The sequence below is a fragment of the Candidatus Aalborgicola defluviihabitans genome (assembly GCF_016705985.1).
Lineage (GTDB): Bacteria > Pseudomonadota > Gammaproteobacteria > Burkholderiales > Burkholderiaceae_C > Allorhodoferax > Allorhodoferax defluviihabitans.
Window position 1 is genome coordinate 191,844 of sequence record NZ_JADJKN010000006.1, and the last position, 26,338, is coordinate 218,181.

Genomic DNA, 26,338 nt, shown 5'->3' on the forward strand with positions numbered 1-26,338 from the left:
CGCGACCGCTACACTGAAACGACCCATTTCAACCAACCAGAGAGGAATCGTGGATGTTTGAATTTCTTGGTCGCCACAAAAGCAAAGGGGGCAAGACTGCTCCAGACCATGGCCCATCGACCATGCCCCAGACCGTGCAGTCTGATGTCACACAACGGGACTTGGCCCGGCTGACGCTGCACCACATCCTCAAAGGCCACGGCATTCCGGCCGACTGGGTGACCGCAGACCTGGCACCTGTCCACGTCCCCGGTCAAGGTGACGCCCTTTTGATGCAGCTGGAAATCATGCATTGGCACGATGCCTTGGTACTGCATGCCCCAACCCTGCAACAGGAAATGCTGGACGGCCTGCTCCGTTTCGACCCAACATCCAATAGCGCGCACTACCTGTTCACCTGGAAGTTTTCGCCCGATTGCGGCTGCCCCCATACCCACATGCCTGATCCGGATTTTTGGATCAAAGAGGGTGCATTACAAGCCGCGAAGACTGCACCGGCCGCCAACATTCCAGTTGAGCTGCCAACGTCTGATGAAAATGACGATGACGACCATGGCTTTGCACCAACGCAAATCCCCGATCCCGGCTAATTGGCTCTACAACACCACTATGTAATTCATAGCTGCTTACGTATATCCGACGAGGGCTAGAGGCCAATTTAGCTTTGAATGTTGGGCGTAACCACCTCATTGGCGGTGCGAAAAGCTTCCACCGCTGCCGGCACGCCGCAATAGATGGTGGCGTGCAGCAAAACCTCTTGCAACTCTTCCACCGTAACGCCATTGTTGAGTGCGCCGCGCACATGGCCTTTGAGCTCGTTCTGCTTGCCAAGGGCCGTGAGCATGGCCACCGTGATCAGGCTGCGGGTTTTCAAGTCCAGCCCAGGGCGCTGCCACACATCACCCCAGGCGGCACGGGTGATGTGCTCCTGAATCGGTTGGGTAAACGGCGTGGCATTGGCCAAGGCAGTGGCCACAAAATTCTCGCCCATCACGGCCTTGCGCGTGGCCAGGCCTTGCTCATATGGTGTGCTCATGAAAACTCCAAATCAAAGAACGACAGCCGCAAGGATAATGGCTGTAAACCACCCACAGGAGACCCCATGGCCCGCTACCCTCTACCCGATCTCAACACCCTGCCCGCCGACATCCAGGCCAAAATTCTGGAGGTGCAGGAAAAGGCGGGCTTTGTGCCCAATGTCTTCTTGGCCTTTGCCCGCCGGCCCGCCGAATGGCACGCTTTTTTTGCCTACCACGATGCGCTGATGCTGCGCGAGGGCTCCGGCCTCTCCAAAGGCGACCGCGAGATGATCATCACCACCACCAGCGCCGCCAACCACTGCCTGTATTGCGTGGTGGCGCACGGTGCCATCCTGCGCATTTACGAAAAGAAACCGCTGGTGGCCGACCAGGTTGCCGTCAACTACCGCAAGGCCGACATCACACCGCGCCAGCGCGCCATGCTGGATTTTGCGATGAAGGTCTGCCTGCACTCCGGCACCATTGAAGACGCTGATTTCACCGCCCTGCACGTCCATGGCTTCAATGACGAAGACATCTGGGACATTGGCGCCATTACCGCCTTCTTTGGCCTGTCCAACCGCATGGCCAATATGTCGGGCATGCTGCCCAACCCCGAGTTCTATTTGATGGGCCGCGTGCCCAAGCAAAAATAGGCCTTCCTGTGCGCCCACTGCTCCTTGCCCCGCTGCGCTTAGCCACGCTGCTAGCGGCCACATCCCTGTGCCTGCTGGCCTGCACCAGTCCGCCACCGCAACCCGAAGGTGCCAGCGGCTGGGTACACAAGCCCGGATGGGCCACCCACACCTACGCGGTAGCCGCAGCCAATCCTTTGGCTACCCAGGCAGGCCAGCAGATGCTGCAAAAGGGTGGCAGCGCGGTGGATGCCGCCATTGCCGTGCAAATGGTGCTGGCACTGGTAGAACCACAAAGCAGCGGCCTGGGCGGTGGCGCCTTTCTGTTGCACTTTGATGGTCATCGGACCCAGGCTTTTGATGGCCGCGAGTCGGCGCCTTCGGGCGCCACGCCCGGGCTGTTCCTGGGCCCGAATGGCAAGCCCATGGCATTCAACGACGCCGTGGTGGGTGGACGCTCGGTCGGCGTGCCCGGCACGCTGCGCATGCTGGCCCTGGCGCACCGGCAGCATGGGCGCCTGCCCTGGTCCGCGTTGTTTGAACCCGCTATCCGCCTGGCGACGATGGGCTTTGCCATAAGCCCGCGCATGGCCACTTTGTTGGCTGACGAGCCGGCGCTAAAAGCCGATCCGGTGGCCGCCGCCTACTTCTTCAACCCACATGGCCAGCCCTGGCCGGCCGGCCATGTGTTGCGCAACCCTGAATTGGCAGCAGTGCTAACCGATATTGCCCAACGGGGCCCAGATGCGCTGATGACCGGCGCCGTAGCCCGATCTATCACCAGCGCCGTACAGCACCACTCCAGCAACCCGGGCACGCTCTCGGAGCACGACTTGGCCACCTATAGCGCCGTGGTGCGCGAGCCGCTGTGCTTTGACTACCACGCCCCCATCGAGCAGCGGGACTACCGCCTGTGTGGCATGCCCCCACCCAGTTCGGGTGCCATCGCCATCGGTCAGATTTTGGGTCTGCTGAACCACACGCCGGCTGCCACACTGCCCCTGCAAAGCGGCCTGCCTTCCGGCGACTGGCTGCACTTCTACACCGAAGCCTCCCGCCTGGCCTTTGCCGACCGCGCCCAATTTGTGGCCGACCCGGACTTTGTGCAACCCCCTGCGGGCGATTGGAATAGCCTGCTGGACCCCAACTATCTGGCCGAGCGTGCCGGTCGCATCGACAACAGTCCCGCCGCCAAGGCCATGCCATTTGCGCCAGCGGGCCAACCCGGGGGGCTGAGCGTGGGCTACGCACCTATGCCCGATCAGGTGGAGCACGGCACTTCCCACATCTCGGTGGTGGACGCCTATGGCAATGCCCTGGCCATGACCACCACCATCGAAGGCGGCTGGGGCGCGCATCTGATGGTCAACCGGGGCCAAGGCCTAGTGGGTGGCTTTTTGCTGAACAACGAGTTGACCGACTTCAGCTTTCAACCCTTTGACGCCAGCGGCAAGCCCATTGCCAACCGGGTAGAGCCGGGCAAACGCCCCCGCTCCAGCATGTCTCCCACGCTGGTGTTCGACAAGGCCACCGGGCAACTGCTGGCCAGTACAGGCAGCCCGGGGGGTGCATTCATCATCCACTTCACGGCCAAGACGCTGGTCGGCATGCTCAATTGGGGCCTGAACGCCCAGCAGGCGATCAACTTGCCCAATTTCGGCACGCTGGGTGGCCCACTGATGCTGGAAGATTCGCGCTTTGCACCCGCCACCGTGCTGGCCCTGCAGGCACGCGGCCATACGGTCGTGCAAGCACCGCTGCCCAGCGGATTGCAGGCGATTGAGCGCACGGAAACTGGCTACTTTGGCGGCGCCGATCCCCGGCGCGAGGGCGTGGTACTGGGGGACTGAGTTCCTACAATCACCTTATGGCCATCCCGCAAAGCTTTCTCCAGGAACTCCTCGCCCGCGCGGACGTGGTGGAGATTGTGGGCCGCTACGTGCAGCTCAAAAAAGGGGGCGCCAATTTCATGGGGCTGTGCCCGTTCCATGGCGAAAAATCGCCTTCGTTTTCGGTCAGCCCGACCAAACAGTTCTACCACTGCTTTGGCTGCGGCAAAAACGGCAACGCCATCAGCTTTTTGATGGACCACGCCGGCATGACCTTTATCGAGGCTGTGAAAGACTTGGCGCAGCAATACGGCATGCAAATCCCTGAGGATGAAGCCTCGCCCGAAGACCGGGCCCGCGCCCAGGAACAAAAGCAAAAGCAAACCACCCTGACCGATGTACTGGAAAAGGCCGGCGAAGCCTACCGCAAGCACCTCAAGGATTCACCCCGCGCCGTGGCCTACTTCAAGGGGCGCGGCCTGTCGGGCCAGGTTGCCAAGCAGTTCGGCCTGGGCTATGCACCGGAAGGCTGGCGCAGTTTGGCCAGCGTCTTCGCGCACTACGACGACCCGCTGCTGGTGGAGAGCGGTCTGGTCATCAGCAATGTTGAAGACGGCAGTACCGAAGAGAAACGCTACGACCGCTTCCGCGACCGGGTGATGTTTCCGATCCGCAACATCAAAGGTGAATGCATTGGCTTTGGCGGGCGCGTCCTGGGTGATGACAAACCCAAATACCTCAACTCGCCAGAAACCCCGGTCTTCAGCAAAGGCCGCGAGCTGTACGGCCTGTTTGAAGCGCGCAACGCCCTGCGCGAGGCCGGCTATGTGCTGGTGACCGAAGGGTATATGGACGTGGTGGCACTGGCGCAACTGGGCTTTCCCAACGCGGTAGCCACCCTGGGCACAGCCTGCACCGCCGAGCATGTGCACAAACTGTTTCGTTTTACCGATGCCGTGGTGTTCAGCTTTGACGGCGACAGTGCAGGGCGACGCGCTGCCCGCAAGGCGCTGGACGCCGCCCTGCCATACGCCACCGACGTGCGTTCCATAAAATTCCTGTTCCTGCCCGACGAGCACGACCCCGACAGCTTTATCCGCGCCCACGGCAAGGAGGCTTTTGCGCAATACGTGAAAGAGGCCACACCGTTGTCCCGATTTTTACTGGAGGCCGCGCGTGAGGACTGCGATCTGGACAGCGCCGAGGGCCGCGCCCACATGGCCAGCAATGCCAAGCCGTTGTGGAACCTGCTGCCCAGCGGCGCCCTCAAGCTGCAGCTGCTCGGCGAGATCGCCAACCACGTTCAGCTTGGCAGCCAAGAACTCGGTGCCCTATGGGCCCAAACTGGCCCACCCACCAAGGCCTCCCCTGCCGCGGGACGGCATAGCGATGTCCCACCCGATCACTACGACGACTATGCATCCGCTGGGGAGACCTGGGGCCACCCACTCGACGGAGCGTCACCTGCATCCTGGAACCATAGCGGCACTCGCAAATGGGAAGGGAAAGGCAAGTGGCAGGGCAAAGGTAAATGGGAGAGCACGCGCCCCGTTCGCCCGCCCTTGCGCGGCCCACTGGCCACCCGTGCCGACCACGCCACGCGTATCCTTTTAGCGCACAGTGGCCTGTGGGAGACCCTGAGCGGCGAAGACCACGCCTTGCTCTGCGAACTACCTGCCCCCCATGGCCCGTTAATGGCCTGGCTGGAAGGCCAATTGCACGAGCACGGCCCACTGGCGTGGGGCGCCCTGCGCGAAGAGTTGATCGGCCATGATGCCGAAGATCTGGCGCTGCGTCTGATGGCCGATCCGACGATAGCCAGCACACCAGCGAGTGAGGTATTGGGCGAGTCCGACGCGGAGCTGCGTGGTTTGCTGAACCGTATGTTGGTAGACCGCATCAAGGAGCAGGAGACGCTGGCCATTGCCGCCTCCACCACCGACCCGACGGCGCTGGAGCGCTACCGTGCACTGCACGCGCGGCTGTTGCAACTGGAACTGGCGATCCGCCCTGTCACCTGACGACGTGCTGCACGGGTACAGTAAAAACTGGAAATTTTGTAAATTCGCGGTATAATCCAAGGCTGTTTCGGCAAGAGCGACAGCAGCACCTCCGGGCCAGGCCAAGCGTTGAAAAAAGTACAACCGGCCACCTTACCGCAAGGACTGCATCCCAAATGATCGCCCTCCCATCTTGCCAGCATGGGGAATAGTCTTTTGTATTCCCTGCCATGCCAACTGCCCGCACCACCTGCGGTGTAGACGGCACCCGCTCTGTTCGCCTGTTTTTTTTGATGTCCTGAGGTTCTCGCATGCCTGCTCAAAAATCTGTCAAAGCTGTTCAGTCTCCGTCCAAGTCCGATAAGAAAGCCAAGCCTGTGCCAGCATCCAAACCTCCCGTCGCCAAGTCCAAGGCTCAACTCCTGAAGGAGTCCGCCGACGCCCTGCTTGCCACCAGCGCAACCGCCAAGAAGAAGCCCGGTCGCCCCCCCAAGGCTGCCGCAGCAGCGACTGAGTCCAGCGCACCCCCAAAAACGGGCGCCAAGCGCGGTCGCAAGCCCAAGGTAGCCGCTGAAGGCACCAGTGACGAAATGGACATGTCGGACATTGAGGCCGACTTGGTGGGAGAACCCGAAGCCGCTGCAGCCCCGGGCGAAAAGGTCAAGCCGCTGCGCATGAAGATCAGCAAGGCCAAAGAACGCGCCTTGATGAAAGAGTTTGGACTGGACGAAACCGTTCTATCCGAAGAAGACATTGCCAAGCGCCGCCAGCGCCTCAAAGCCCTGATCACCCTGGGCAAAACCCGTGGTTATTTGACCCACGGCGAAATTTCTGACCACTTGCCCGACAAGCTGGTGGATGCCGAGACACTCGAAGTCGTCATCTCCATGCTCAACGACATGGGTGTGGCCGTCTACGAACAAACTCCGGACGCCGAGACCCTGTTGCTCAACAACAATGTCTCGACCGCCGCCACGCCTGAAGAAGCCGAAGAAGAGGCCGAAGCCGCGCTCTCCACTGTAGACAGCGAGTTCGGCCGTACGACCGACCCCGTGCGTATGTATATGCGCGAAATGGGCACCGTCGAGTTGCTGACCCGTGAAGGCGAAATCGAAATTGCCAAGCGCATCGAAGGCGGCCTGATGGCCATGATGGAAGCGATCAGCGCCTCACCCGCCACCATTGCGGAAATCCTGCGTCTGGGCGAAGACATCCGCGAAGGCAAGGTGGTCATTACCACCATCGTGGATGGATTCTTCAACCCCAACGAGGCCGACGACTACGTGGCCGAAGAAGACTTTGACGAGTTTGATGCCGATGACGACGACGACGGAAAAGGCGGCTCGAAAGCCCTGACCCGGAAGCTGGAAGAACTCAAGAAAGAAGCCCTGTCCCGTTTCGATCGCCTGCGTGAACTGTTCGAAAAGGTCCACAAGATCTACGACAAGGAAGGTTACGGCACGCCCCACTACGTTGCTGCGCAGCGCTCCCTGAGCGAAGAGCTGATGTCCATCCGCTTCACCGCCAAGGCGATTGAAAAGCTGTGCGATATGGTGCGTGGTCAGGTGGACGACATCCGCAAGAAAGAGCGCGAACTGCGCCGCATCATCGTGGACAAATGCGGCTACCCACAAGAGAACTTCATCGCTGATTTCAGCGGCCGCGACAAAAATGGCAACAAGGTTGCAAGCCAGTTACTCAACCTCAAATGGATCGAAAAACAGGCCGCATCAGGCAAATCCTGGGCATCAGTCATGGGACGCAATATTCCGCCCGTGCAGGATTTGCAGCAAAAACTAACCGATCTGCAGTCTCGCGTTGTCGTGCCGCTGGATCAACTCAAAGACATCAACAAGCGCATGAACGCAGGCGAATACGCCTCACGCGCCGCCAAGAAGGAAATGATCGAGGCCAACTTGCGCCTGGTGATCTCCATCGCCAAGAAGTACACCAACCGTGGCTTGCAGTTCCTGGATTTGATCCAGGAAGGCAACATCGGTTTGATGAAGGCAGTGGACAAGTTCGAATACCGCCGCGGCTACAAGTTTTCGACCTACGCTACGTGGTGGATTCGCCAAGCTATCACCCGTTCCATTGCGGACCAGGCGCGCACTATCCGTATTCCGGTGCACATGATCGAAACCATCAACAAGATGAACCGCATCAGCCGCCAACACTTGCAGGAGTTTGGTTTTGAGCCCGATGCATCCGTCTTGGCCGAGCGCATGGAGATTCCGGAAGACAAGATCCGCAAGATCATGAAGATCGCCAAGGAGCCGATCTCCATGGAAACGCCCATCGGCGACGATGACGACAGCCACCTGGGCGATTTCATCGAAGACGGTGCCAACACCGCCCCTATGGAAGCCGCGATGCAAGCTGGTCTACGCGATGTGGTCAAGGACATTCTCGACAGCCTGACCCCACGCGAAGCCAAGGTGCTGCGCATGCGTTTTGGTATCGAGATGACTTCCGACCACACCTTGGAAGAAGTGGGCAAGCAGTTTGACGTAACGCGCGAGCGCATTCGCCAGATAGAAGCCAAGGCGCTGCGCAAGCTCAAGCACCCAAGTCGTTCGGACAAGTTGCGCAGCTTTACTGACAACCTGTAGTCTGTGGCCCCCACGCTCCACCGCTGCGCGGGTCGCTGCCCCCCGAGGGGGCTGAATGCGCTTGGGGCGGCCCGGCGCGGATTTGTGGCCCCCACGCTATGGCAATAGAGACCCACTACAAATTGGCAGGGGTCATGGGCTGGCCGGTGGCGCATTCGCGCTCACCGGTCATCCACAACCATTGGATAGCAGAACATGGCCTACGCGGGGCCTATGTGCTGTTACCGGTACAGCCAGACCAACTGGCACAGGCGCTACGCGCCCTGCCGGTGCTCGGCTTTGCTGGTTGCAACCTGACCATTCCGCACAAAGTGGCGGCCCTGGATCTGGTGGACCGAGTCGACCCGCTGGCGCGGCGCATCGGCGCCATCAACACCATTGTCGTGGAGGCCGACGGCACTTTGGTCGGGCGTAATACTGACAGTTTTGGCTACATACAAAGTCTGCTGCAATCCCAGCCCGATTGGCGCGCCACACACGGACCTGCGGTGGTCGTGGGTGCCGGTGGTGCATCGCGTGCTGTGATTGTGGGCCTGATGGACCAGGGCGTTCCCGAAATTCGTCTGACCAACCGCAGCTGGGCCAAGGCCCATGACCTGGCGCAGGAGTTTGGTGGGCCGGTTCAGGCAGTTCCCTGGGCAGAACGGCATGCAGCATTGGCCGGCGCTGCCCTATTGGTCAACACCACCAACCAGGGTATGTACGGAGAACCGGAACTGGACCTGTGTTTGGACGACTTGCCAACCCATGCATTGGTGTCGGACATCATCTATGTGCCGCTGGAAACACCCATGCTGGCGGCTGCGCGCCAACGCGGCAACGCCACCGTCGACGGACTTGGCATGCTGTTGCACCAGGCCCGAGCGGCCTTTGAAGCCTGGTTTGGTGTATTGCCGGCAGCGACTCCCACGCTGCGCGCGAAGGTGCAGGCCACGCTGATTCCATAGCACGCCTTCCCGCAGCCTTGGTATCTCCACCGCATGCTGACGAGCGACTGGTAGTTGTAACTCCAAGCTATGAAACTTGTAGCAAGATAAAAACTACGATATAGTTTCGCCTGATGTAATATTCGGTGAGCCGGATTGCGATGTCGGCCAATGTGGCCGAGCAGTGGGTCACCTAGAAAAACCGAATCGAGGAGAGGTAATCAATGAGTTCGAAAGAATCTGTCGCCATCGGCCAGCTGCTGAGTCTGCTGGAATCACGCTATGCCATGCGCGTACTGTGGGCCTTGCGCGACGGCCACGCCCAGACATTCCGTCTTCTGCAAGACAGTGTTGGCAGCATCACACCGAATACCCTCAATACCCGCATCAAAGAACTGCGTGAAGCCGGCCTGATGACGCATGGCAGCGATGGCTATTGCGTGACGACCGCCGGCGCCGATCTGCTCAAACGCCTAGCCGACCTGCAAGCCTTTGCCGGAAAATGGGCCAGCAGCCAAGCCAGAAAGGCCAGCTAAGACGCTTTTCGACGACCTTTCGGTCACCCAGGAACGAGACAGGCGCTGCCTGTCTTTTTTTTGTCTGCTGGCATAATGCCAGCCTTTGCCGTTGAGCAAGTTCCCAATCGAACTGCCCCAGTTGGCGATGCTTCGCGATGCCGGCCAATGAATTTTTAACTTGAAGGAGCTTCCATGATCACCACCTCCACCGGTTTGCAATACGAAGACACCACCGAAGGCACCGGCGCGGTTGCTGCCAAAGGCCAGAGCGTGAAAGTGCATTACACCGGCTGGCTGTACAACGACGGCGTGCAAGGTGCCAAGTTTGACTCCAGCAAGGACCGCAATGATCCGTTTGTGTTCCACCTGGGTGCCGGCATGGTGATTCGCGGCTGGGACGAAGGCGTAGCTGGCATGAAGGTCGGCGGCGCCCGCACCCTGATCATCCCCGCCGATTTAGGCTATGGCGCCCGTGGTGCTGGCGGTGTCATTCCCCCCAATGCCACCCTGAAATTTGACGTGGAATTGCTGGGTACTCCGAGTTGATTTAGGTCAAAAACATGGGACCAAACCCAAAGAGTCCCTCAAAAGCCCTTGAAAAGCAGGAATGAGCCCCACCTACTGGGCTCATCCTCTTGAACCAGAAGCCCGTACTTCACTCACTTCATGTCCGACAAGCCCACTACTCCCCCAAGCGACGCCTTCGACGCGGCCTACCAAAGCACCGACGACATGGCATCACCAACCGACTCTGACGCCAACACCCTAAACCAGGTTCAGGCAGATCTGGCGGCACTTCAGGCCAAGAGCGCTGAATTGGCCGACCAATACCTGCGCGCCAAGGCCGACGCTGAAAACGCCCGTCGCCGCGCCGAGGACGAAATCAGCAAGGCCCGCAAGTTTGCAGTCGAGAGCTTTGCCGATAGCATGCTGCCGGTTGCGGACAGCCTGGAAGCGGGTTTGCTCATCAAGGACGCCACTGCAGAGCAGATCCGCGAAGGATCACAAGCCACCCTGCGCCAACTGATCGCCGCCCTGGAACGCAACAAAGTGATTGCCATTGCGCCAGCCGCTGGTGACAAGTTCGACCCGCACCAACACCAAGCCATCAGCGTGGTGCCCTCCGAGCAGGAAGCCAACACGGTCGTTGGACTGCTGCAAAAAGGCTACTCCATTGCGGATCGCATCCTGCGCCCCGCCCTGGTGACCGTGTCCGCTCCCAAATAAGCGCTGCACAAAACCCCTACAAAAGCACTTGAAATCCGAAAAACCGGCTTCAAGTGACGTTCATCTGAATTTTTAAAATAGCAGGAGTAAATCATGGGAAGAATTATCGGTATTGACCTTGGCACCACCAATTCATGTGTGGCCATCATGGAAGGCAACACGCCCAAAGTGATCGAGAACGCCGAGGGCGCGCACAACCCCGTCCATCATCGCCTACCAGGAAGATGGCGAAGTATTGGTCGGCGCATCCGCCAAGCGTCAGGCCGTGACCAACCCCAAGAACACGCTGTACGCGGTCAAGCGCCTGATTGGTCGCAAGTTTGCGGAGAAAGAAGTGCAAAAGGACATCGACCTGATGCCCTACAAGATTACCGCAGCAGACAATGGCGATGCCTGGGTGGAAGTGCGGGGCAATCGCATGGCGCCCCAGCAGGTCAGCGCCGACATTCTGCGCAAGATGAAGAAAACCGCCGAAGACTACCTCGGTGAAGAAGTGACCGAGGCCGTGATTACGGTACCTGCCTACTTTAACGATGCCCAGCGACAAGCCACCAAAGATGCAGGTCGCATTGCCGGCTTGGACGTCAAGCGCATCATCAACGAGCCTACTGCTGCGGCCCTGGCCTTCGGCATGGACAAAAACGAAAAGGGCGACCGCAAGATCGCCGTGTATGACTTAGGCGGCGGCACATTCGACGTGTCCATCATCGAAATCGCGGATGTCGATGGCGAAAAGCAATTTGAAGTGTTGTCCACCAACGGCGACACCTTCTTGGGCGGCGAAGACTTCGACCAACGCATCATCGACTTCATCATCACCGAGTTCAAGAAAGAACAAGGCGTTGACCTGTCCAAGGACGTGCTGGCTCTGCAACGCCTGAAGGAAGCCGCTGAAAAGGCCAAGATCGAGCTCTCCAGCAGCGCGCAGACCGACATCAACCTGCCTTACGTGACCGCTGATGCATCAGGCCCCAAGCACTTGAATATCAAGCTGACCCGCGCCAAGCTGGAAAGCCTGGTCGAAGAGCTGATCGAACGCACCATTGCCCCGATCCGCACCGCCTTGAAAGACGCTGGCGTGACCGCTGCTGACATCCATGACGTGATTTTGGTCGGCGGTATGACCCGCATGCCCAAGGTGCAGGAAAAAGTTAAAGAACTGTTCGGCAAGGAGCCGCGCAAGGACGTGAACCCGGATGAGGCCGTTGCCGTGGGCGCAGCCATTCAAGGCCAGGTCTTGAGCGGCGACCGCAAGGACGTGCTGCTGTTGGACGTGACACCGCTGTCTCTGGGCATTGAGACCATGGGTGGTGTGATGACCAAGATGATCACCAAGAACACCACCATTCCAACCAAATTTGCACAGACCTTCTCAACGGCTGAAGACAACCAGCCGGCTGTGACCATCAAGGTGTTTCAGGGTGAACGCGAGATTGCTTCGGGCAACAAGATGCTGGGCGAATTCAACCTGGAAGGCATTCCACCCTCATCGCGTGGTACACCCCAGATCGAAGTGTCGTTTGACATTGACGCCAACGGCATTCTGCACGTGGGCGCCAAAGACAAAGGCACCGGCAAGGAAAACAAGATCACCATCAAGGCCAACTCCGGTTTGTCCGAGGCTGAAATCCAGCAAATGGTGAAAGACGCCGAGCTCAACGCGGAAGACGACAAGAAGAAAGTGGAACTCGTGCAGTCTAAAAACCAGGCTGATGCCAGCGTGCACAGCGTGAAAAAGAGCCTGACCGAGTACGGTGACAAGCTCGAAACCGGCGAAAAGGAAAAGATCGAGGCGGCCATCAAGGACCTGGAAGACGCCATCAAAGGCGACGACAAGGCAGCGATCGATGAAAAGAACACAACGCTGATGACGGCCAGCCAGAAGCTGGGTGAGAAGATGTATGCCGACATGCAGGCCAAGCAAGGTGCCGAAGGTGCATCAGCAGACGGTGCAGAGCAGGCACACCCCGGTGGCGGCGCATCGTCTGCCGGCCATGCTGCTGACGATAACGTGGTAGACGCAGAAGTCAAAGAAGTTAAAAAAGGCTAATACAGGCTGCTCGGCACGCACGCCGCGTGCTGATTTGGCGCGCCGCGCCCGAACGATTCGTCCAGAATCATCGGCGCGGCGTTTTGCATCAAGTTTGCGCAACGAATCAAAGACCTACACAGTCTTGCTACCATGGCAAAAAGAGATTTTTACGAAATTCTGGGTGTCACCAAGAACGCCTCTGACGAAGACATCAAGAAGGCCTATCGCAAGCTCGCGATGAAGCACCACCCCGACCGCAACCAGGGCGACTCGGGCAAAGCGGCCGAAGATAAATTCAAGGAAGCCAAAGAAGCCTACGAGATGCTGTCGGACCCGCAAAAGCGTGCGGCCTACGACCAGCATGGCCACGCCGGTGTGGACCCGAATATGCGCGGCCCCGGTGATGGCTACGGCGGTTTTGCCGAAGCCTTTGGCGATATTTTTGGCGACATGTTTGGCCAACAGCGTGGTGGGCGCCCCGGCGGCGGTGGCCGCCAGGTGTTCCGTGGCAGCGATCTGAGCTACGCAATGGAAGTCACGCTGGAAGAAGCGGCCAGTGGCAAAGATGCGCAAATCCGCATTCCCAGCTGGGACTCCTGCGAGGTCTGCAAAGGCACAGGTGCCAAACCGGGCACCCAGGTCAAGACCTGCAGCACCTGCAGCGGCTCTGGCTCGGTGCAGATGCGCCAAGGCTTCTTTAGCGTGCAGCAAACCTGCCCTACCTGCCGCGGCACTGGCAAGGTCATTCCCGAGCCCTGCAATTCCTGTCACGGCCAGGGCAAGGTCAAGAAGCAAAAGACGCTCGAAGTCAAAATTCCAGCTGGCATCGACGGCGGCATGCGCATACGCAGCACCGGCAACGGCGAACCTGGCACCAATGGAGGTCCGGCGGGCGACCTCTACATCGAGATTCGCCTCAAGAAGCACGACATCTTCGAGCGTGACGGCGATGACCTGCACTGCTCCGTCCCCATCAGCATGGTGACGGCGGCGCTGGGTGGCGAGATTGATGTACCCACGCTGGCAGGCAAAGCCGCCATCGACATCCCCGAAGGCACCCAAACTGGCAAGCAGTTCCGTCTGCGCGGCAAGGGTATCAAGGGCGTTCGCGCCAGCTATCCCGGCGATCTGTACTGCCACATTACGGTGGAGACACCTGTCAAGCTCAGCGAGCACCAACGTCGCCTGTTGCGCGAACTCGATGAATCCTTTAAAAAGGGCGGTAACAAGCATTCCCCCTCGGGCGATAGCTGGACCGACAAGTTAAAGAGCTTCTTCAGTTAAACCCCTTCACCACACATGAGCGTCAGCATTACTTTCTTGGGCGGCGCCGACACTGTCACCGGCTCCAAGTATCTGGTACGCCAGGGGGATCAATGCCTGATGGTCGATTGCGGCCTGTTCCAGGGCTACAAACAGCTGCGCCTGCGCAACTGGACACCCTTGCCGATTGCACCCAACACCGTCAATGCCGTGGTTCTGACTCACGCCCATCTGGACCACAGCGGCTATTTGCCGCTGCTGGTGAAGGAAGGCTTTACCGGTCGAGTGTATGCATCGCCGGGCACGCAGGATTTGTGCAAGATTTTGTTACCCGACAGTGGTCATATCCAGGAAGAGGACGCGGCCTTTGCCAACCGCCATGGCCTGTCTAAACACACACCCGCCTTGCCCCTGTACTCTCGCCAAGACGCGCTGGACTGTCTGCCGCAAATCAAGACGATGGGTCTGGGCAAAATTTTTGAGCCCATTCCCGGCTGGAAAGTAACCCTGAGTACTGCCGGGCACATCCTGGGCGCCTGCAGCGTGCTGTTGGAAGTGGCCGGGCGGCGCATCCTGTTCTCTGGCGATTTGGGGCGCCCGGACGACTCGCTCATGTACCCGCCGGACCCGCCTCCCGTTGCGGACACAGTGCTGATCGAATCCACCTACGGCGACCGCCAGCACCCCCCTGAGGACTTGATGGCAGAGCTCGGCCCGGCATTGCATCGCCTGGCCGCACGGGGTGGTGTGGCGGTAGTACCGGTGTTTGCGGTGGGGCGCGCCCAAGCGGTGCTCCACGCCATTGCGCAACTCAAAGCCAGTGGACAGGTGCAGCGTTCGCTGCCGGTGTTTCTGGACAGCCCCATGGCGGTGCACACCACCCACTTGTTTGAGAAGCATATGGGCGAACACCGTCTGACGGCCAAAGAAGCCCATGCACTGACCCACAGCGCCGTCATGATCAACAGCACCGACGAGTCCAGGGCCCTGTCCGCCCGCCACGGCCCGATGGTGATCCTCTCGGCCAGCGGCATGGCCACCGGTGGGCGCGTACTGCACCACCTGGAGCAGCGCGCCGGCGATCACCGCAACATGATCATCCTCACCGGTTACCAGGCACCCGGAACCCGGGGTGCCAAACTGGCCAATGGCGACAAGTCCATCCGCATCCACGGGCATGATGTGGACGTTAAGGCCGAAGTGGTGCAACTGCAATCGGCATCTGCCCACGCCGATGCCGATCAACTGCTGAACTGGCTGCGGTCCATGCCGGGTCGCCCAGACCAGGTGTACGTGGTGCATGGTGACCAAAAGGCCTCAGACACCCTTCGGGGGCGCATTGAGCACGAGCTGGACATGCGCGCCATGGTGCCCGAGCACGGTTCAACCTGGCCCAGCTAGGGAAATTCAGGCACGGCACAATGCGCGCATGCCCAGTTCCCGTTACCTGACCGCCGCCTTCTACAAATTCGTTGCCCTGCCTGATTACGTGCAGCGCCAGGCACCACTGCTGGAGCTGTGCCAGCAGCGCAATGTCAAAGGCACCATTTTGCTGGCCGCCGAGGGCATCAACAGCACCATTGCCGGCGCGCCAGACGACATCCATGCCGTGCTGGCCTATTTGCGCCAAGACCCGCTGTTGGCCGATCTGGAACACAAGGAGTCCTGGGCTAAAAGACCCCCGTTTAACCGCATGAAGGTACGCCTCAAGCGCGAAATCGTCACCATGGGCGTGCCCGGCGTAGACCCCACGCGCATGGCCGGCACCTATGTCAAACCGCAAGACTGGAACGCCCTGATTGCCGACCCCGACGTGGTGTTGATTGACACACGCAACGACTACGAAGTGGCCATCGGCACTTTTGCGGGCGCCATCGATCCCCACATTCGTACCTTTGGTGAACTGCCGGCGTGGGTGGAGCAGGCGCAGGCCCTGCAAGCGCAGAACGGCAAAAAGCCCAAGGTGGCCATGTTCTGCACCGGTGGCATCCGCTGCGAAAAATCGACCGCTTTCATGCGTGCCCAAGGCTATGACGAGGTCTACCACCTGGAAGGCGGCATTCTCAAATACCTGGAAGCCGTGCCACCCGAGCAAAGCCAGTGGCAAGGCACCTGCTTCGTGTTCGACGAGCGGGTCTCGGTGGACCATGGCCTGACACAAGGCACCCACAAGCTGTGCCGTGGCTGCCGCATGCCACTGGAAGAAGGCGACTTGCTGTCCCCCCAGTATGAAGCCGGTGTCAGCTGCCCGCGCTGCTTTGACGCCACCAGCGCCGTGCAGAAAAGCCGGGCACGTGAACGGCAACGCCAGTGGGAGCGGGAAAAGGCGCGGGCCAAACCGGCGTGAACCCAAGCGCCCTGCCCATTCTGTATTCGTTTCGGCGCTGCCCCTACGCCATGCGGGCCCGCATGGCCCTGGCCGCCAGCGGCACGGTGTGCGAACTGCGCGAGGTGGTACTGGCGCACAAACCACCCGCACTGCTACAGGCATCATCCAAGGGAACTGTGCCGGTGCTGGTGCTACCCGACGGCACAGTGCTGGAGCAAAGCCTGGACATCATGCTGTGGGCCTTGCACCAAAGCGACCCGCAACAATGGCTGCCCGTTACCGCAGCGGCGCTGGACGCCGTCCTGTTGCTGATTCAGCAATGTGATGGCGACTTCAAATACCACCTGGACCGCTACAAATACCCCAACCGCTACGACTTGGCCGATGGCGTGGCCCACCGGTGCGCAGGCGCGCAATTTCTGCAGATGCTGGATGCCCGACTGCACCCAAGCGAGATGCTGCACGGTGACCACTTTGGCCTGGCTGACGCCGCCATCGCCCCCTTTGTGCGCCAATTCGCCCATACCGACCGCATCTGGTTTTCCAGCCAGCCCTGGGCCAAATTACAGCAGTGGCTAGCCGCTTTTGAAGCGTCCGACAGGTACCGAGGGGTTATGGACAAGCATGTACCGTGGGAGTCCGGTCAGACTCCGGTGGCTTTGCCCTGTACCCAATAGCTATTACTTTCATAGCTGCTTACGTATATTCCACGAGGGCTAGCGGCCAATTTTATGCATGAATATTGGTTACCAGCGTTCCATGTACGGCCGCAGGTCCAACTCAAAGGTCCAGGCGTCGCGGGGCTGGCTGTGCAGGTACCAGTAGTTTTCGGCAATGTGGTCGGGGTTGAGGATGCCGTCCTGGTCTTTCAGCGCATAGCGCTCAGGGAAGCTGGTGCGGATGAAGTCGGTGTCAATAGCGCCGTCCACCACCACGTGGGCCACGTGGATGTTCTGGGGGCCGAGCTCGCGCGCCATGCTTTGCGCCAGGGCGCGCAAGGCGTGTTTGGCACCCGCAAAGGCAGCAAAGTTGGCGGAACCGCGTAGCCCAGCTGTGGCACCCGTGAACAGAATGGTGCCGCGTCCACGCTTCACCATGCGCCGGGCCGCCTGCTGAGCGTTGAGGAAGCCGCTGAGGCAGGCCATCTCCCAAATCTTGAAGTACTTGCGCGCTGTCTCTTCCAAAATGCTGCACGGCACGTTGGCGCCGATGTTGAACACCATCACCTCGATGGGGCCATGCTCGGCTTCGATCTGCGTGAACAACGCCGCCACGTCGTCTTCCTTGCGCGCATCACTGGCATAGCCAAAGGCCTGCCCGCCCTCAGCGTGGATGCTGTCCACCAGTGGTTGCAGTTTGTCCGCACTGCGGCGTGTCACACAGGCGATGAAACCTTCTTTGGCAAAGCGCTTGGCGATGGCGCCGCCGGTGGAATCGCCCGCGCCGATGACCAGCGCGACTTTGGATTGGGATGCGGGTGTGGTCACGGTTGTCTCCTGGGTTGAACTAAACAGTGGCGTTGTTGGTGGCGCTGCCGCTGGATTTTCTGGCGGGCAGTGCCTTGTCCAGAAACCGGCGGCTGGCCGCCAAAATCTCTTTGCGGGTGCGCTCACTCTCCACTGCGCGCGCCAACACCAAGGCGCCTACGCATTGGGCGATCAGTGCCCAGCCCGCGTCGGGGTCACCGGTGCGTTGGCTCCAGCTTTTTTGTGTGCGCTCAAGGGCGGCCTCCACCATGCTGCGCACCTCGGGACCAGCCTGTGCAATCTCCGCACCCAACGTGGGCAACACGCAGCCTAGTTCAGGGTTGGCTGCATGGAAGCTGCTCAGGTAGTCGCGCAGGCACTTGGCCACGTGGTTGTCAGGCGAATCCTGGTTGCCAGCCAGCATGGCGCTGCTGTTGTCCATTTCCTGTGCAACCAGGGCCTCGAACAAGGCCTGCTTGGACGGAAAGTGACTATAAAAAGCGCCGCCCGTCAGACCAATGGAGGCCATCAAGGCATCGATCCCCGTGGCCTTGAAACCTCCCTTTTTGGCAATGGCACGGCTGCTTTCCAGCAGCTTTTGGCGAGTCTCTTCCTTGTGGGTTTTGGCGTAGCGCATGGCGGGCTCCGGAAAAAACGTATTTGACTAGCGTAGTTGACAGTTTATAGTCGTTAGCATAACGTACGTTTATTAAACGATCATTTACCCATGGAGCCAACAATGCCAAAAACTGCAGAATTCTTCTTTGATGTGGGCAGCCCCGCCAGCTACCTGGCGTGGACACAACTACCGGCCTTGTGCGCGCAGGCCGGTGCCACGCTGGTCTACAAACCCATGCTGCTGGGCGGCGTGTTCCAGGCTACCGGCAACGCATCACCCGCAACGGTGGCGGCCAAGGGGCGGTACATGGTGGTGGACCTGGGTCGCTTTGCCAAACGCTACGGTGTGAAATTCAGGATGAACCCGCACTTTCCCATCAACACCCTGCAACTGATGCGCGCTGCCATCGGCGTGCAGCTGCGCCAGCCTGAGCGTTTTGCACTTTTTCTGAATGCAGTGTTCACGGCCCTGTGGGTCAACGGCGCCAACCTGAACGACCCAGCGGTGACAGCCGCGACACTGGTGGAAGCCGGTTTTGATCCGACAGAAATATTCGCGTTGATCAACGATGCCGACATCAAGGCCGCTTTGAAAGCCAACACGGAAGACGCGGTTGCTCGCGGGGTGTTCGGTGCGCCCACCGTGTTCGTGGGCGATGCCATGTTCTTTGGTCAGGACCGGCTGGATTTTGTGAAAGAGGCGCTGGCCTGAACCACGCGCCAGCTATCGGGTACGCATCTCGCAGGTTGCGCTTCCATACCCGGAAATATCAGCAAGGTGACTCCTGCATTCAATTATCAGAACGCTATTCAATTCGTAGCAATATTTTCATATTGTACGAGGGCTAGAGGTCGATTTGATCATCAGTCTTTTCTGTAAACAGCAACAATACCCAGGAGTTACACCAGCTGCAGCCGCGCCCGCGCGGCGGCGTATTCGCGCTTGAGTTGGGCCACATACTCGGCTGTGCCTTGCACCTTGTGGATGGCACCAATGCCCTGGCCGCAGCCCCAGATTTCCTTCCAAGCTTTGGCGGCACCGGCGCCGCCAAAGTTCATTTTGCTGGGGTCGCTGACCGGCAGATTCTCCGGGTCCAGACCGGCGGCGCGGATGCTGGGGGCCAGGTAGTTGCCATGTACACCGGTGAACAGGTTGCTGTAAACGATGTCGTCCGAAGTACCTTGCGCAATGGCTTCTTTGTAGGCATCAGCCGCGCGGGCCTCTTCGGTGGCGATGAAGGCCGAGCCGATGTAGGCAAAGTCCGCACCCATGGCCTGGGCCGCCAGCACGGCGTCGCCGGTGGCGATGGCGCCGGACAGCACCAACGGGCCATCAAACCACTGGCGAATTTCCTGCACCAAGGCAAACGGGCTCTTCACGCCCGCGTGGCCGCCGGCACCGGCTGCCACAGCAATCAGGCCGTCAGCACCCTTTTCGATGGCCTTGTGCGCATGCTTGTTGTTGATGACATCGTGCAGCACCACGCCGCCATAGCTGTGGGCGGCGGCGTTGATGTCTTCGCGCGCGCCCAGGGATGTGATGATGATGGGCACCTTGTACTTGACGCACATGGCCATGTCGTGTTCCAGCCGGTCGTTGCTCTTGTGCACGATCTGGTTGATGGCAAAGGGCGCGGCAGGCGCATCCGGGTGCGCGGCGTTGTAGGTGGCCAGTGCTTCGGTGATCTCGATTAACCACTCTTCCAACTGCTCGGCCGGGCGGGCATTGAGCGCGGGCATAGAGCCCACCACGCCGGCTATGCACTGGGCAATCACCAGCTTGGGGTTGCTGATGATGAACAGCGGCGAACCGATGACAGGGAACGAGACGTGCGCCAGCGCGCCAGGGAGTTTGGTCATATGTTTAGTCAGTTGAGGACAGAGCTAAGGATCTGTCCAGCAAGTTTTTAAAAAGAATCTAGCGCCAAGGCTGTAACGCAGTCTGCGCCTTCAACGATACTGTCGCGCGTGCCAGGCGCCTTGACCAACAAGTGGTCCGCATAGAAACGTGCGGTGGTGATCTTGGCTTGCATAAAAGGCACATCGTTGCCAGCGGCGATCTGTTCTTGTGCCACCAACAATGCACGCGCCATCTGCCAACCCGCCATCACGTTGCCGGCCAACATCAGGTAGGGCACGCTGCCTGAAAACACAGCATTGGGGCTGGCCTTGGTGTTGCCCGCCACAAAGTTCACCACATCAACAAAGGCCAGGCGTGCTGCCTTCAGGCGTTTGGCTACGGCCACTGCATCTGCCGTGCCGCTCTTGAGCAATTCGGCTTCGGTCGTTTCAATTTGAGCCGCCAACGCCTTGCCGGTCTGGCCGCCATCACGTGAGGTTTTGCGGCCCACCAGGTCATTGGCCTGGATCGCGGTCGTGCCTTCGTAGATGGTCAAAATCTTGGCATCGCGGTAGTACTGGGCCACGCCGGTTTCTTCAATGAAACCCATGCCGCCGTGCACCTGCACGGCCAGCGAGGTGACCTCCAGACTCATCTCGGTGCTGTAGCCCTTAATCAGCGGCACCATGAATTCATAGAAGGTCTGGTTGACCTTGCGCACTTCAGCATCGGGGTGGTGATGGGCTGCGTCGTAGGCACTGGCGGCCACACTGGCCATGGCACGGCAGCCTTCCACGTAGGCGCGCATGGTCATGAGCATGCGACGCACATCAGGATGGTGAATGATGGACGCACCGGCTGCGATGCTTCCGTCCACAGGGCGACTCTGCACGCGCTCGCGCGCGAAACGCGCTGCGGTCTGGTAAGCACGCTCGGCGATGGCAATGCCCTGCACGCCCACGCCATAACGGGCCGCGTTCATCATGATGAACATGTACTCCAGGCCGCGGTTTTCCTGGCCCACCAGGTAGCCTCCGGCACCGCCAGTGCCGTCGCCAAACTGCAGGACGGCAGTGGGGCTGGCCTTGATGCCCATCTTGTGTTCGATACTGACGCAATGCACGTCATTGCGCGCACCCAGGCTGCCGTCTTTGTTGACCATGAACTTGGGCACCACAAACAGGCTAATGCCCTTCACGCCTTCGGGTGCGCCCTGCACGCGGGCCAACACCAGATGGACGATGTTTTCGGCCATGTCGTGCTCACCCCAGGTGATGAAAATTTTGGTGCCAAAAATCTTGTAGGTGCCGTCGGGCTGGGGTTCGGCGCGGGTGCGCACGGCGGCTAAATCGCTGCCGGCCTGGGGCTCGGTCAGGTTCATGGTGCCGGTCCACTTGCCGGCCACCAGGTTTTCCAGATACGTGGCCTTGAGCTCGTCGGAGCCAGCGGTAAGCAGCGCTTCAATGGCGCCATCGCTGAGCAGCGGGCACAGGGCGAAACTCATATTGGCGCTGTTGAACATTTCACCGCACACCGAGCCAATGGTCTTGGGCAAGCCCTGGCCACCAAAGTCCGCCGGATGTTGCAGCCCTTGCCAGCCGCCTTCGGTAAACATCTTGAAGGCTTCTTTGAATCCCGGCGTTGCAGTGACCACGCCGTCTTTCCAGCTGGAAGGATTTTTGTCGCCTTCCCAGTTCAGGGGAGCCAAAACGCCTTCGGTGAATTTGGCGGCCTCTTCCAGCACCGCCTGCGCTGTGTCCAGACCCGCATCCTCAAAGCCAGGAATCTGGGCAATATGGTCGATCTTGGCCAGATGCTCGATGTTGAACAGCATGTCTTTGACAGGGGCGACGTAGCTCATGGGGTACTCCGGAAGAAGCGCAAACGCAAAAATTCAACTCAAACGAAAAAAGGGCATCGCAAGCGATGCCCTTTCAGGATCCGCACTTACAGTGCAGCAACCAGCTCAGGCACGGCCACAAACAAATCAGCCTCCAGGCCATAGTCGGCCACGCTGAAAATGGGCGCCTCAACGTCCTTGTTGATAGCCACGATTACCTTGGAGTCCTTCATGCCGGCCAAATGCTGGATGGCTCCGCTGATGCCCACGGCAATATAAAGCTGGGGTGCGACGATCTTGCCGGTCTGGCCCACTTGCAGGTCGTTGGCGGCATAGCCGGCATCCACCGCAGCGCGGCTGGCGCCAATGGCCGCGCCCAGCTTGTCGGCCAGCGGGGTCATGACTTCGTTGAACTTCTCGCTGCTGCCCAGGGCACGGCCACCGGAGACGATGATCTTGGCGGCGGTCAGTTCGGGGCGGTCGTTCTTGGCGATCTCGGATCCGACATAGCTGGCCTGGCGCTGGCGGCCACAGCGGCCAGTGTCTCGACCGCGGCGCTGCCACCGGTGGCGGCAGCGGGGTCAAAGCCGGTGGTGCGCACGGTCATCACCTTGGCGGCGTCGCTGCTCTGCACCGTGGCAATGGCGTTACCGGCGTAGATAGGGCGCTCAAAAGTGTCGGGGCTGATCACCTTGGTGATGTCGCTGATCTGGCCCACATCCAGCTTGGCGGCCACGCGCGGGGCAACGTTCTTGCCGGAGGCAGTAGCAGGAAACAGGATGTGGCTGTAATTGGCGGCAATGGCCACCACCTGGGCCATCACGTTTTCCGCCAGGCCATGTGCCAAAGCGTCGCTGTCGGCGTGCAGCACTTTGGCTACACCCGCAATTTGGGCGGCGGCGGCAGCGGCGGCGGCCGCATTGCTACCGGCCACCAGGACGTGGACGTCGCCACCGCACTGCAGGGCGGCGGTAACGGTGTTGAGGGTGGCACCCTTGATGGATGCGTTGTCGTGTTCGGCAATAACGAGTGCGGTCATGATCAGATTACCTTTGCTTCGGTCTTGAGCTTGGCTACCAGGGTGGCCACATCGGGCACCTTGATACCGGCGCTGCGCTTCGGTGGCTCAACGACTTTAAGGGTCTTGATGCGCGGGGCCACATTGACGCCCAGGGCCTCGGGGGTGAGGGTCTCCAGGGGCTTTTTCTTGGCCTTCATGATGTTGGGCAGTGTCACGTAGCGCGGCTCATTCAGGCGCAGGTCAGTGGTAACAACGGCGGGCATACTTAGGGACAAGGTCTCGGAGCCACCATCCACTTCGCGGGTGATGTGGGCTTTGCCAGCGACAATTTCAACCTTGCTGGCAAAAGTGCCCTGGGGCAGGTCGGCCAGCGCGGCGAGCATTTGACCGGTTTGGTTGCAGTCGTCATCAATGGCTTGTTTGCCCAGAATGATGAGGCCGGGTTGCTCTTTGTCAACCAAAGCCTTGAGCAGCTTGGCCACGGCCAAAGGCTGGAGTTCTTCACTGGTTTCAACCAGGATGGCACGGTCAGCACCAATGGCCATGGCGGTGCGCAGGGTTTCCTGGCATTGCGCCACGCCGCACGAGACAGCGATGACTTCGGTCACCATGCCTTTTTCCTTCAGACGAACCGCTTCTTCAATGGCAATTTCGTCAAAGGGGTTCATGCTCATCTTGACGTTGGCGATGTCCACGCCACTGCCGTCCGACTTGACACGGACCTTGACGTTGTAATCGACCACGCGCTTTACGCTTACCAGGACTTTCATTGCTGCCGCTCCAGATAGTTACTAATTAGTTGGACTTGACGTAGACGTCAACCTTGGGATTCTATTCTGTGCCACCCCTGCCATTCCTCGCTTGGATGACCTTCATGCACGCAACACAAAATAGAACGATCGTGCTTTTTTGAATTATAACCCCACATTCAGAAATTGAAACGGGATTTTGTCGCCGCAAAATCAGTGCATGTGGACCACCCGTTGCGGGAAGGGAATCTCGATATTGTTGGCCCGCAGTGCCGCCAAAATAGCCAGATTGACCAATGAACGCAGATTCATCTGGCCGTTTTCAGGTCACCAATCCAGTAGCCCACCGTGAATTCAAGCCCGTCCGCACCAAATGCGGACAGGGCCACGCTGGGCGCGGGGTCGCGCAACACGCGCTGCTGCGCCAAAGCGGCGTCCAGCAACAGTTGCATGACCACATTCACATCACTGTCGTACCCGACCGAAACAACGGTGGACTGCCAAACTCTGGTATCGGCAAGGGAATAGTTCTCGACCCGGCTGGTAATGAGCAACTCATTGGGAACAATGGATTCCCGCCCAGTCAACGATCGAATCACCGTGTAGCGGGCGTTGATTTGCGTAATGATGCCCTCGAAGCCATCCACCCGAACGCTGTCCCCAATGCGCATACTGCGCTCGGCCAGAATCACAAAGCCACTGATGTAATTGGCCGCCAGCTTTTGCAAGCCGAAGCCAATACCCACCCCAATCGCGCCGCCCAACACGGAGAGGGCCGTCAGATCAATGCCAGCCGCCGACAGGGCCAGCATCAAGCCGACAAACATCAACAATGCGCGGGTGGCATTGCTCACCGCCATGCGCAGCGACAATTCGCTCCCGGTGGCTGCGCGCAGCAAGCGCGTCTCCAGTGCCGACGAAATCCACAGGGCGATGATGAGCACCCCACTGGCCGTGAGCAACCCCTCGATAAGGTTGCGCACCGACAGCGTGCCGCTGCCCACCTTCCAGGTGATCTGGTCCAACTCATTGAGCACCACGGGCAGCAGGCCGCTAACCCACAACACCATGACCAGCCAGGCGACCCACGATATGGTGTGTTCTAGTGAACGCGCCCACCGTGCTTCCCTAAAAGCAGCCCGCAGCACCTTGACCCCGATGCGAATAACCACCAGCGCAACCAGCGCGGGAATCACCACCTTGAACACCGCCAGCGGCACCATTTGCTCGGTCAATCTGCGCGCTACAAAGCCAAGGCACAGCAGCACCAGCGGAAACAGCACACCATCCACATTGCGTTTGCCGAACCAGATCGAGCGCTCGCCGGCCGGACTAAACGCCCGGCGCAAGCCTGCAACCAGTAGCCAAGCCATGCCGACACAGGCCAGCAAAGCCAGTTCCACCAGCACCGTGGGTTGAACAAAGGCGCGCAGCCAGCCTTCCAGATCGTCGATGGGCTGAGGCGTTGGAATTTTCAAGGCACTGGTCATATTAAATGTCTGCCAGCACGCGCACATGCGCTTCCACGCTGCGCGCCAGTGCGTCCAGGCTGTAACCACCTTCCAGGCAGGACACGATACGCCCCTGCGCATGGCGGTCGGCAACACGCATGATGCACTCTGTCATCCAGGCGTAGTCCGACTCCACCAAGCCCATTTGCCCCATTTCATCCTCGCGGTGGGCGTCAAAACCGGCACTGATAAAGATCATCTCCGGCTGGTAGGCCTCCAGCCGGGGTAGCCAGTAGGTTTCCACCAGTTCGCGCACCAGCGGCCCCTTGGTATAGGCGGGCACCGGCAGGTTGACCAGGTTGCTGGCGTGCGAATGGGCACCGCCTTCCGGGTAGAACGGATGCTGATAGAAACTCACCATCAGGATACGCTGGTCACCGGCCACGATGTCTTCCGTGCCATTGCCGTGGTGCACATCAAAATCCACAATGGCCACACGCTTGAGGCCATGGCGCTCCAGCGCGTACCGCGCGGCGATGGCCACGTTGTTGAAAAAGCAGAACCCCATGGCCTTGTTGCGGCAGGCGTGGTGGCCCGGTGGGCGAACGGAGCAAAACGCGTTGGCCAGCTCGCCGGCCATCACCGCATCGGTGGCGGCGAGGGCGGCACCTGCTGCGCTCAGGGCGGCATCCCAAGTGTGGACGTTGATCGAGGTGTCGGGGTCAATAGGCGCGTGGGCCGGGCCGCCGGCATTGATGTCGTCACGCAGCCCGTCGGTCAAACCACGCAACGCGGCCACATGCATGCGGCCGTGGGCCAATTCAATATCGTTCACCGGGGCTTGGGGGCCCTCGCGTCGATCCAGCAGGTCGGCCAACCCGGTGATTCGCAGACGGTCTTCAATGGCGACAGCCGCTCGGGGCATTCAGGATGACCGACGCCCATTTCATGTTTCCAGCAATC

20 protein-coding genes and 4 pseudogenes are annotated in these 26,338 nt (G+C 59.9%); 15 read left to right on the top strand and 9 right to left on the bottom strand.

The genetic code is table 11. The features are described 5' to 3' along the window. The first annotated feature begins 53 nt into the window (after positions 1-53). Positions 54-590 (top strand): hypothetical protein, encoded by a 537-nt coding sequence (locus tag IPI80_RS08520; RefSeq protein WP_413859072.1) that lies wholly within the window; start codon positions 54-56, stop codon positions 588-590. A gap of 68 nt (positions 591-658) precedes the next feature. On the opposite strand, the gene IPI80_RS08525 is transcribed toward IPI80_RS08520, so the two are convergent. Beyond that, complete coding sequence (locus tag IPI80_RS08525) at positions 659-1,036, bottom strand: carboxymuconolactone decarboxylase family protein (protein ID WP_413859074.1); 378 nt, start codon at positions 1,034-1,036, stop codon at positions 659-661. Positions 1,037-1,102: 66 nt separating this feature from the next. On the opposite strand from IPI80_RS08525, the gene IPI80_RS08530 reads away from it, so the two are divergent. The 13 genes and pseudogenes from IPI80_RS08530 (at position 1,103) to IPI80_RS08590 (ending at position 17,067) form a co-directional block, all read left to right on the top strand. Further along, entirely contained in the window at positions 1,103-1,675 is a 573-nt protein-coding gene (locus tag IPI80_RS08530) for a peroxidase-related enzyme (RefSeq protein WP_413859076.1), read from the top strand. A gap of 8 nt (positions 1,676-1,683) precedes the next feature. Further along, complete coding sequence (locus IPI80_RS08535) at positions 1,684-3,504, top strand: gamma-glutamyltransferase family protein (RefSeq protein ID WP_413859078.1); 1,821 nt, start codon at positions 1,684-1,686, stop codon at positions 3,502-3,504. Positions 3,505-3,521: 17 nt separating this feature from the next. Next, positions 3,522-5,504, top strand: coding sequence for a DNA primase (gene dnaG / locus IPI80_RS08540; RefSeq protein ID WP_413859080.1), 1,983 nt, complete (start codon positions 3,522-3,524; stop codon positions 5,502-5,504). A gap of 290 nt (positions 5,505-5,794) precedes the next feature. Then, complete coding sequence (gene rpoD / locus IPI80_RS08545; protein WP_413859082.1) at positions 5,795-8,095, top strand: RNA polymerase sigma factor RpoD; 2,301 nt, start codon at positions 5,795-5,797, stop codon at positions 8,093-8,095. Between the two features lie 98 nt (positions 8,096-8,193). Continuing rightward, on the top strand, positions 8,194-9,042 hold the full coding sequence (locus IPI80_RS08550) for a shikimate dehydrogenase (protein ID WP_413859084.1): 849 nt from the start codon (positions 8,194-8,196) through the stop codon (positions 9,040-9,042). 203 nt (positions 9,043-9,245) lie between these two features. Further along, the gene (locus IPI80_RS08555; RefSeq protein ID WP_413859086.1) at positions 9,246-9,557 is read left to right on the top strand and encodes a winged helix-turn-helix transcriptional regulator; all 312 of its coding nucleotides are present in this window, start codon (positions 9,246-9,248) and stop codon (positions 9,555-9,557) included. Between the two features lie 174 nt (positions 9,558-9,731). Beyond that, complete coding sequence (locus tag IPI80_RS08560) at positions 9,732-10,085, top strand: FKBP-type peptidyl-prolyl cis-trans isomerase (RefSeq protein WP_413859088.1); 354 nt, start codon at positions 9,732-9,734, stop codon at positions 10,083-10,085. 120 nt (positions 10,086-10,205) lie between these two features. Next, the gene (gene grpE / locus IPI80_RS08565; protein WP_413859090.1) at positions 10,206-10,766 is read left to right on the top strand and encodes a nucleotide exchange factor GrpE; all 561 of its coding nucleotides are present in this window, start codon (positions 10,206-10,208) and stop codon (positions 10,764-10,766) included. A 93-nt stretch (positions 10,767-10,859) separates the two neighbouring features. Further along, positions 10,860-12,816, top strand: a pseudogene (dnaK, locus tag IPI80_RS08570) (molecular chaperone DnaK). Between the two features lie 132 nt (positions 12,817-12,948). Next, positions 12,949-14,082, top strand: coding sequence for a molecular chaperone DnaJ (dnaJ, locus tag IPI80_RS08575; RefSeq protein WP_413859092.1), 1,134 nt, complete (start codon positions 12,949-12,951; stop codon positions 14,080-14,082). A gap of 15 nt (positions 14,083-14,097) precedes the next feature. Continuing rightward, positions 14,098-15,462 carry an MBL fold metallo-hydrolase gene (locus tag IPI80_RS08580; RefSeq protein ID WP_413859094.1) on the top strand — a complete coding sequence of 455 codons (1,365 nt, stop codon included), beginning with the start codon at positions 14,098-14,100 and terminating at the stop codon, positions 15,460-15,462. Positions 15,463-15,490: 28 nt separating this feature from the next. Next, complete coding sequence (locus IPI80_RS08585; RefSeq protein WP_413859096.1) at positions 15,491-16,408, top strand: rhodanese-related sulfurtransferase; 918 nt, start codon at positions 15,491-15,493, stop codon at positions 16,406-16,408. Continuing rightward, positions 16,405-17,067: a glutathione S-transferase gene (locus IPI80_RS08590; protein WP_413859098.1), complete on the top strand. Its 663-nt coding sequence runs from the start codon at positions 16,405-16,407 to the stop codon at positions 17,065-17,067. The genes IPI80_RS08585 and IPI80_RS08590 overlap by 4 nt, the downstream gene beginning before the upstream one ends. A gap of 69 nt (positions 17,068-17,136) precedes the next feature. Here the strand turns inward: IPI80_RS08590 and IPI80_RS08595 are convergent, their stop codons facing one another. Both IPI80_RS08595 and IPI80_RS08600 read right to left on the bottom strand, forming a co-directional pair. Then, positions 17,137-17,877 (bottom strand): SDR family oxidoreductase, encoded by a 741-nt coding sequence (locus tag IPI80_RS08595; protein ID WP_413859100.1) that lies wholly within the window; start codon positions 17,875-17,877, stop codon positions 17,137-17,139. A 19-nt stretch (positions 17,878-17,896) separates the two neighbouring features. Next, positions 17,897-18,493 (bottom strand): TetR/AcrR family transcriptional regulator, encoded by a 597-nt coding sequence (locus IPI80_RS08600; RefSeq protein ID WP_413859102.1) that lies wholly within the window; start codon positions 18,491-18,493, stop codon positions 17,897-17,899. Between the two features lie 102 nt (positions 18,494-18,595). Here IPI80_RS08600 and IPI80_RS08605 point away from each other — a divergent pair, with 102 nt between their 5' ends. Further along, entirely contained in the window at positions 18,596-19,186 is a 591-nt protein-coding gene (locus IPI80_RS08605) for a 2-hydroxychromene-2-carboxylate isomerase (protein WP_413859104.1), read from the top strand. Between the two features lie 188 nt (positions 19,187-19,374). On the opposite strand, the gene IPI80_RS08610 is transcribed toward IPI80_RS08605, so the two are convergent. The 6 genes and pseudogenes from IPI80_RS08610 to IPI80_RS08635 all read right to left on the bottom strand — a co-directional run bounded on the left by IPI80_RS08610 (position 19,375) and on the right by IPI80_RS08635 (position 26,320). Beyond that, positions 19,375-20,334: an NAD(P)H-dependent flavin oxidoreductase gene (locus IPI80_RS08610; protein WP_413859106.1), complete on the bottom strand. Its 960-nt coding sequence runs from the start codon at positions 20,332-20,334 to the stop codon at positions 19,375-19,377. 47 nt (positions 20,335-20,381) lie between these two features. Further along, the gene (locus tag IPI80_RS08615) at positions 20,382-22,175 is read right to left on the bottom strand and encodes an acyl-CoA dehydrogenase (RefSeq protein WP_413859108.1); all 1,794 of its coding nucleotides are present in this window, start codon (positions 22,173-22,175) and stop codon (positions 20,382-20,384) included. Between the two features lie 86 nt (positions 22,176-22,261). Then, positions 22,262-23,193: pseudogene (locus tag IPI80_RS08620) on the bottom strand (electron transfer flavoprotein subunit alpha/FixB family protein). Between the two features lie 2 nt (positions 23,194-23,195). Then, entirely contained in the window at positions 23,196-23,945 is a 750-nt protein-coding gene (locus IPI80_RS08625; protein ID WP_413859110.1) for an electron transfer flavoprotein subunit beta/FixA family protein, read from the bottom strand. Between the two features lie 192 nt (positions 23,946-24,137). Continuing rightward, a pseudogene (locus IPI80_RS08630) lies at positions 24,138-25,414 on the bottom strand (mechanosensitive ion channel family protein). A 1-nt stretch (position 25,415) separates the two neighbouring features. After that, positions 25,416-26,320 (bottom strand): annotated as a pseudogene (locus tag IPI80_RS08635) (histone deacetylase family protein). Between the last annotated feature and the right edge of the window lie 18 nt (positions 26,321-26,338).

Bases quoted from the DNA above. Each gene is read 5' to 3' on its own strand.
- IPI80_RS08520 (WP_413859072.1), top strand. From the start codon at position 54: ATGTTTGAATTTCTTGGTCGCCACAAAAGCAAAGGGGGCAAGACTGCT.
- IPI80_RS08525 (WP_413859074.1), bottom strand. From the start codon at position 1,036: ATGAGCACACCATATGAGCAAGGCCTGGCCACGCGCAAGGCCGTGATG.
- IPI80_RS08530 (WP_413859076.1), top strand. From the start codon at position 1,103: ATGGCCCGCTACCCTCTACCCGATCTCAACACCCTGCCCGCCGACATC.
- dnaG (WP_413859080.1), top strand. From the start codon at position 3,522: ATGGCCATCCCGCAAAGCTTTCTCCAGGAACTCCTCGCCCGCGCGGAC.
- rpoD (WP_413859082.1), top strand. From the start codon at position 5,795: ATGCCTGCTCAAAAATCTGTCAAAGCTGTTCAGTCTCCGTCCAAGTCC.
- IPI80_RS08550 (WP_413859084.1), top strand. From the start codon at position 8,194: ATGGCAATAGAGACCCACTACAAATTGGCAGGGGTCATGGGCTGGCCG.
- IPI80_RS08555 (WP_413859086.1), top strand. From the start codon at position 9,246: ATGAGTTCGAAAGAATCTGTCGCCATCGGCCAGCTGCTGAGTCTGCTG.
- IPI80_RS08560 (WP_413859088.1), top strand. From the start codon at position 9,732: ATGATCACCACCTCCACCGGTTTGCAATACGAAGACACCACCGAAGGC.
- grpE (WP_413859090.1), top strand. From the start codon at position 10,206: ATGTCCGACAAGCCCACTACTCCCCCAAGCGACGCCTTCGACGCGGCC.
- dnaJ (WP_413859092.1), top strand. From the start codon at position 12,949: ATGGCAAAAAGAGATTTTTACGAAATTCTGGGTGTCACCAAGAACGCC.
- IPI80_RS08580 (WP_413859094.1), top strand. From the start codon at position 14,098: ATGAGCGTCAGCATTACTTTCTTGGGCGGCGCCGACACTGTCACCGGC.
- IPI80_RS08585 (WP_413859096.1), top strand. From the start codon at position 15,491: ATGCCCAGTTCCCGTTACCTGACCGCCGCCTTCTACAAATTCGTTGCC.
- IPI80_RS08600 (WP_413859102.1), bottom strand. From the start codon at position 18,493: ATGCGCTACGCCAAAACCCACAAGGAAGAGACTCGCCAAAAGCTGCTG.
- IPI80_RS08605 (WP_413859104.1), top strand. From the start codon at position 18,596: ATGCCAAAAACTGCAGAATTCTTCTTTGATGTGGGCAGCCCCGCCAGC.
- IPI80_RS08610 (WP_413859106.1), bottom strand. From the start codon at position 20,334: ATGACCAAACTCCCTGGCGCGCTGGCGCACGTCTCGTTCCCTGTCATC.
- IPI80_RS08615 (WP_413859108.1), bottom strand. From the start codon at position 22,175: ATGAGCTACGTCGCCCCTGTCAAAGACATGCTGTTCAACATCGAGCAT.
- IPI80_RS08625 (WP_413859110.1), bottom strand. From the start codon at position 23,945: ATGAAAGTCCTGGTAAGCGTAAAGCGCGTGGTCGATTACAACGTCAAG.